The following is a 5080-nucleotide window of genomic DNA, read 5'->3' as shown; positions in this document are numbered from 1 at the left end:
GTTCGATACCGGCTCGCAAGACATTCCGGACGCATTCAAGGTCGGGGCATCGCTGCCCTGACCTTGAATGCGAACCGTGCTTAGTCGGCGGCGATTGCCATACTTTCGCTTTCTTCTTTGACCGTCGCCCGCAACGCTGCGGGAAGCCAGCCCTTGCCGTCCAGTTCCTTCTCGGCCTGCAAGAAGCTTCGGGTTTCGGGGCGCGTTCCACCGTCGGCCCACGACTTGCAAAAATGTTTGAGGATGCCTTCTCGCAAAAAGGAACGTCGGCTGGCAGGCCCGTGGCCCGGGACTGGGTGGCTGCCTTGGCCGAACTTGAAGCGAACCTCAAGCAGTGCTCCGCCAATTCCAGCCACTGGTCACTTGGCTCATCGCCGTGCCCTTGGTGCAAAATGGAAGGCGCCACTGGCGTCCCGCTGTTCTCAACCGTTGTTCCCGCCAGCGGGGCGACGCTTTTCGATATCGCCGGATTCCAGCGCAGGTGGACGCCATCCCGCATCCCGGGCCGGTGCCGACCGTCCCCGAGAAGAATGTGACACCAGATCCCAACGCCTTGAAGCTCAAGGGGCACGCGCGCCGCACCAACTTCCGGGCAGGAGTAGCGGCCGCAGTAGTCGGCGTCGCTGGCTTGATGATGGCGCAGATCTGGGTGCTGGGCATTGCCTTGGGGGTTTTTCTGGGGTTGAGAGGTTTCTTGAACAGGGACAGTGAGGCTGCGGAATACCGGCGCATCGCCGGCGAGGCCGCCACCCAGTGGAAAAACGCGCAAACCACGTGGATGCAGAGAGCCGGGCCGGATGCCTTCGACAGGCAAAAAACGGTGCTCGCCGGGCTCAGGCGCGAATGGGACATCTTACCTTCCAAACGGTAGCCAGGATCTCGGAGCTCGAGCGCAACCGCCGTCAGGCGCAACTGCACCGGTTCCTGGACAACTTTGAAATCTCATCGGCAAAGATCGAGAGCATCGGACCGGGAAAGAAACAGGTCCTGGAGTCGTATGGCGTCGAAACAGCGCTCGATGTCGAGAGGAACAAGCTCTACAGCGTGTCCGGATTCGAACCCAAAACGGCGCAGAAGTTGTTAAATTGGCGAAGGTCCGTCGAAGCCCGCTTTGTCTTCGATCCCTCACGCGCGATCGATCCACGCGATATCGCGCAGATCGACCAGGATATTCTCGGCGACCGCAAGCGGCTGCAGGGCGCCTTGGTTCTCGGTCTTGAGCAACTCAAGCAGACAAGAGCCCAGATTCTTGCCGCCCGTGAACACAGTCGCCCGGAAATGGAGCGGTTGGCATTGGATCAGTCGTCGGCAAACGTTGCCGCGATTTCAGGTTGAGACGGCTAACGCTGGATCGCCAATCAGGCTCGGTGGGTTTTGGCATACCTTCATCACCCCGGGTTGCGCGTCAGTGTGAAATACCCATTTCACCTTGTTGGAGGCCTCGACGATTTTGGCCGGTCGGAGCGCTGACTCGAAGGAGAGGTGAACGGCGGCTTTGCGCCTCATTCCAGCCGCTCGAATTGCCCAAGCCATTTCCTGAAAGCTGCCGATCCAGGGGATCCGTCTGGACGTCGATGGCAAGGGTGGTGGACGTACGGCTTCGCCACCAAGCAGGCCGCAACGGATTTCAGGATGTTACGGGTTAGGCGGTGACCCTTGGGCCACTCATGCAGCCATGTCTCATGCTGTCTCGAATCACGTTGTTGACGGTGCAAGCATCGCCGTCAAATCGCTCAGTCCGAGCGTGGCGGGCGCGCAACACTCAATCAGGTATAGCAGTCGCTAGGGCTATATGCATTTAGTGACACGGCCACCCGATCTTTGCGGTCGCAAGTCTTTACCAAGTGTCGTTTCTCGGCAAGGCTGATCATTGAGGCACTCACGCCGCGAGGATTGAAGAATGCTTAACCAGGCAGAAACACTCTACCCATCTCTGACCCCTCTTGCGGTCCAGGTCCGCTGGAAGGTTCCAACCGAATTTCCGGCGTGCCCGGACGAATTCACCGACGACGCCCTTCTTCTTTATGAATCGCGCCTCTCTTTCGGAAGTATCTTCGCGCGCAACCAGCTCTCCACGAGCCTCGTCGTCGACCGGAATCTCAAGGACGATGACCTGATCGTACTCACTCATTTTGCCGGCGACGCCATAAAGAATTGGGCAGTGGCCCACATTTCAATCCATGATGGCCTTTTCCATCACCGAAGCGAATTCACCTTCTTCAGTCTCAAGGGCGCTCTGAAGCACTTCTGCGAACTAGCTGGAGAGGACCTTGGCGACTCGATCGATGACTATTGCTGATGACGTATCAGCTGATGTCGATGCAGAAATGTTGCTGCATATTGACGATTCCGGTTGAGCGTGGGTGTCGAGTGTGAGCGATGACCTTGTGACGTCGGTCAGGTTCGAAGTCATGGTGCCAAGCAGTATCAATAAGGATGATGCCGGAGGGGCCAAGATGGAACATGAGAACCTGCTAGTCGTCGGTGCCGACTTCTCGAAAATGCGCACGCGCTGAATACGACGTGGTGATCTGCAGACCGGAGGTGCGTTTGAGTTCCATATAGACCTAAACTCGCTATAAGATACGCATCATGCGTTGGAGTTGCACCTCCGGGCTGTGCGCAACGTCGTGGCGGATGACTCCTTTCTACCCAGTGGTCCGCAAAGCCGCCTGTCAGCTTGCGGGCCCAACGCGGTCATTTCGGAACATGCAAGCAGACTAAATAGCGATTGGAACTCAATAACCACGCGGCCACAGCGTTCATGGTTTGTACTTCTAAAGTCGCATAATTGGCAGACTGGAACATGGAACTTGGGTCGCGAGGTGGATCAAATGCGTTACGCAGGGTCGCAGAACGCGCAAGAGACATTGCAGGTCATCTATAATCGAGCTGTCGGCCCAGCCGACTTCCTATTCGTGCCAGTGAGCAATGGCAATCGTACCAGCGACAGCACCCATTGCTCGCTGCTGCTCGTTGATGGCCGCAACCCGGAGCGGGTCGCCTATCACCACGACTCCTCCCGGACAGGGCCACAACGACGAGCCTGCAAACCAGCTCGCAAGGGTGCTGAACGGCACCTTCGAGGCAGCCCCCATGACCCGACAGCCGAATGCTTATGACTGCGGCGTGTTTGTGTTGGCACGTGGGCGCCGATTGGACAATTGATGGCCGGGCAGCGGCGCCGGGTCGCTGCGACGACCTCGTCGCCGACCGGCAGGCGCTGCAAGACCGGCTGAGGCGGCGCTTCCACACGGGATTTGTCTAAAATTCCAAGGGGGATTTGTGGAGGTATGACGCCGACAGGCCGCCTACCGCCAGACTACCCCGCTCATGAACGCGACGCCGGCAGCACTCCCATCTCCTTGAGCAACCAGGCAGCGCCGTCAATCTTGTCCATGGTCCAAAGCATGAAGCGACTGTCGACATGGATGCTTCGACTGCGGTCTGCGGCATATGCCCAATCGGAGATCACTCCATCGAGCGTGCCATCAAAGGCGAGACCGACGAACTCGCCGCGCCCATTCAGCGTGGCCGAGCCGCTATTGCCATTGGTAATGTCGACCGTGGACATGAAGTCGACCGGCAAAGTGCCCAGCTCCGGCGCGACATAGGGGCCATAATTCTTGGCCCGGATCGCAGCGACGGCGGCGGCGGGCGCATCAAACTCGCCCTTGCCAGTGTGCTTGGCCAGAAGTCCCTCAGCCGTGGTGAATGGCGTCCAGATCTGCCCGTCGCGTGTTCGCCCCGACACCTTGCCCCAGGTGATGCGCAGCGATCCATTCGCGTCGGGATACACCGGCCGGCCAATCGCCTGCCAGTAGGCGCGCAGGCCCTGCATATAAGTCGCGCGCGCCGCCTGCGCTCGGCCAGCGCGGTCCTTCGCCGCGCGCTCCGCAGCTATGTCGCCGGGATAGAGCGCGACCGCCAGCTTGATGAAAGGATCGTCCGACGCCTCGAAGGCAGCAGCCCGCTTGTCGAGCCAGCCGAGCCGCGTGGCCGTGTCGGCGAGTTTGGTTTCTGCATAAAGTCGGTCAAGGCCGATTTGGTCCAGAGCCGTTTCGAACGCAGTATCGCGGTCCTTTGCGTCTAGCCGGCGATATTCATCGAGCGCGGCCTCAAATAGCTTGCGATCGATGTCGGGCAGGTAACCGCGTTCGATCTGCGTCAGTTGATCCACGGTCTGGTTACGGTCACGATCCTGAAAGCCGCGTTCGCGGTCTTCATCGAGCTTCTCGTGCTCCTTGGCCCAGCGATACAGAGTGCGCGCGGATGAGAGCATTTGCGCGCGGTTCAGCAGCGCCTGGCGCAGCCCCTCGAGCGAGGCCTGGCTATTCTCGTCCACCATGGCGCCCAGTTCGCCGATCGCTGCGCCATAGCGCGCCTGCCGCGCGGGATCGTCGGCGACCCAGTCGAGATAAGCTTTCTCCTCGATCGCCTTGCGCACGTCGAGCCCGATCGCATTGGCCCCGGCGAGATCGCCCGCCAACTTCTTCTTGTAGTTTTCCACGCCTTGCAGGATGGAGGCGTAGCGGATCTGCGCTTCTCGATTGCCTGCCGTGGTTTGGTTTATCTGGGCCGCATAATCCGACAGCAAATGCTGCAACAGCGGTTCGTACCGCGCGAAATTGAACCGTACTTCATCCGCCGTGCGGAACCGATTGGTTTCTCCGGGAAAGCCGACGACCATGACGAAATCGCCGTCTTGCACGCCTTTAGAGGCAATGCGCAGCCAGCTCTTCGGCCGGTAGGGCACGTTGTCGCGCGCATAAGGCCGGGAGGAACCATCAGGAGCGACATAAGCGCGGTAAAAACCGAAGTCGCCTGTGTGGCGCGGCCACGTCCAATTGTCCGTTTCGCCGCCGAAGTTACCGATGCCGAGCGCGGGCGCATAGACTAGGCGCACGTCCTGAATTTCGAGCTTCTGCTGGAGATAGTAGGAGGCGCCGCCATAATAGGACTCCACGTCGCAGCGGCGATTGGGCTGTTCTTCACATGCGGCGATCAGCGCCTTCCGGTTCCTGTCGAGCCGCTCATAGCGGGCAAAGCCGTTCAGCTTGTCCGATACGCCCTTGAGCAT

Annotated in this window: 4 protein-coding genes; 3 read left to right on the top strand and 1 reads right to left on the bottom strand. The window is 59.7% G+C overall.

What is annotated here, in order from left to right:
- Nucleotides 1-481 precede the first annotated feature (481 nt).
- From EOA60_RS18100 to EOA60_RS18090, 3 genes are all read left to right on the top strand, one after another.
- The gene (locus tag EOA60_RS18100; protein ID WP_091600484.1) at nucleotides 482-871 is read left to right on the top strand and encodes a hypothetical protein; all 390 of its coding nucleotides are present in this window, start codon (nucleotides 482-484) and stop codon (nucleotides 869-871) included.
- A complete protein-coding gene (locus tag EOA60_RS18095) occupies nucleotides 844-1335 on the top strand; it encodes a hypothetical protein (RefSeq protein WP_091600483.1) in 492 nt (163 codons plus the stop codon). The genes EOA60_RS18100 and EOA60_RS18095 overlap by 28 nt, the downstream gene beginning before the upstream one ends.
- 565 nt (nucleotides 1336-1900) lie before the next feature.
- Entirely contained in the window at nucleotides 1901-2299 is a 399-nt protein-coding gene (locus EOA60_RS18090; protein ID WP_091600482.1) for a hypothetical protein, read from the top strand.
- A gap of 1032 nt (nucleotides 2300-3331) precedes the next feature.
- Here the strand turns inward: EOA60_RS18090 and EOA60_RS18085 are convergent.
- A partial coding sequence (locus EOA60_RS18085) for a S46 family peptidase (protein WP_164899383.1) occupies nucleotides 3332-5080 on the bottom strand: 1749 nt, incomplete at its 5' end.

The sequence above is a fragment of the Mesorhizobium sp. M1A.F.Ca.IN.020.06.1.1 genome, assembly GCF_004023265.1.
In the GTDB taxonomy this organism is placed as follows: domain Bacteria; phylum Pseudomonadota; class Alphaproteobacteria; order Rhizobiales; family Rhizobiaceae; genus Mesorhizobium.
The sequence above is the reverse complement of the archived record's forward strand: the minus strand, read 5'-3'. Positions and strand labels throughout refer to the sequence as shown.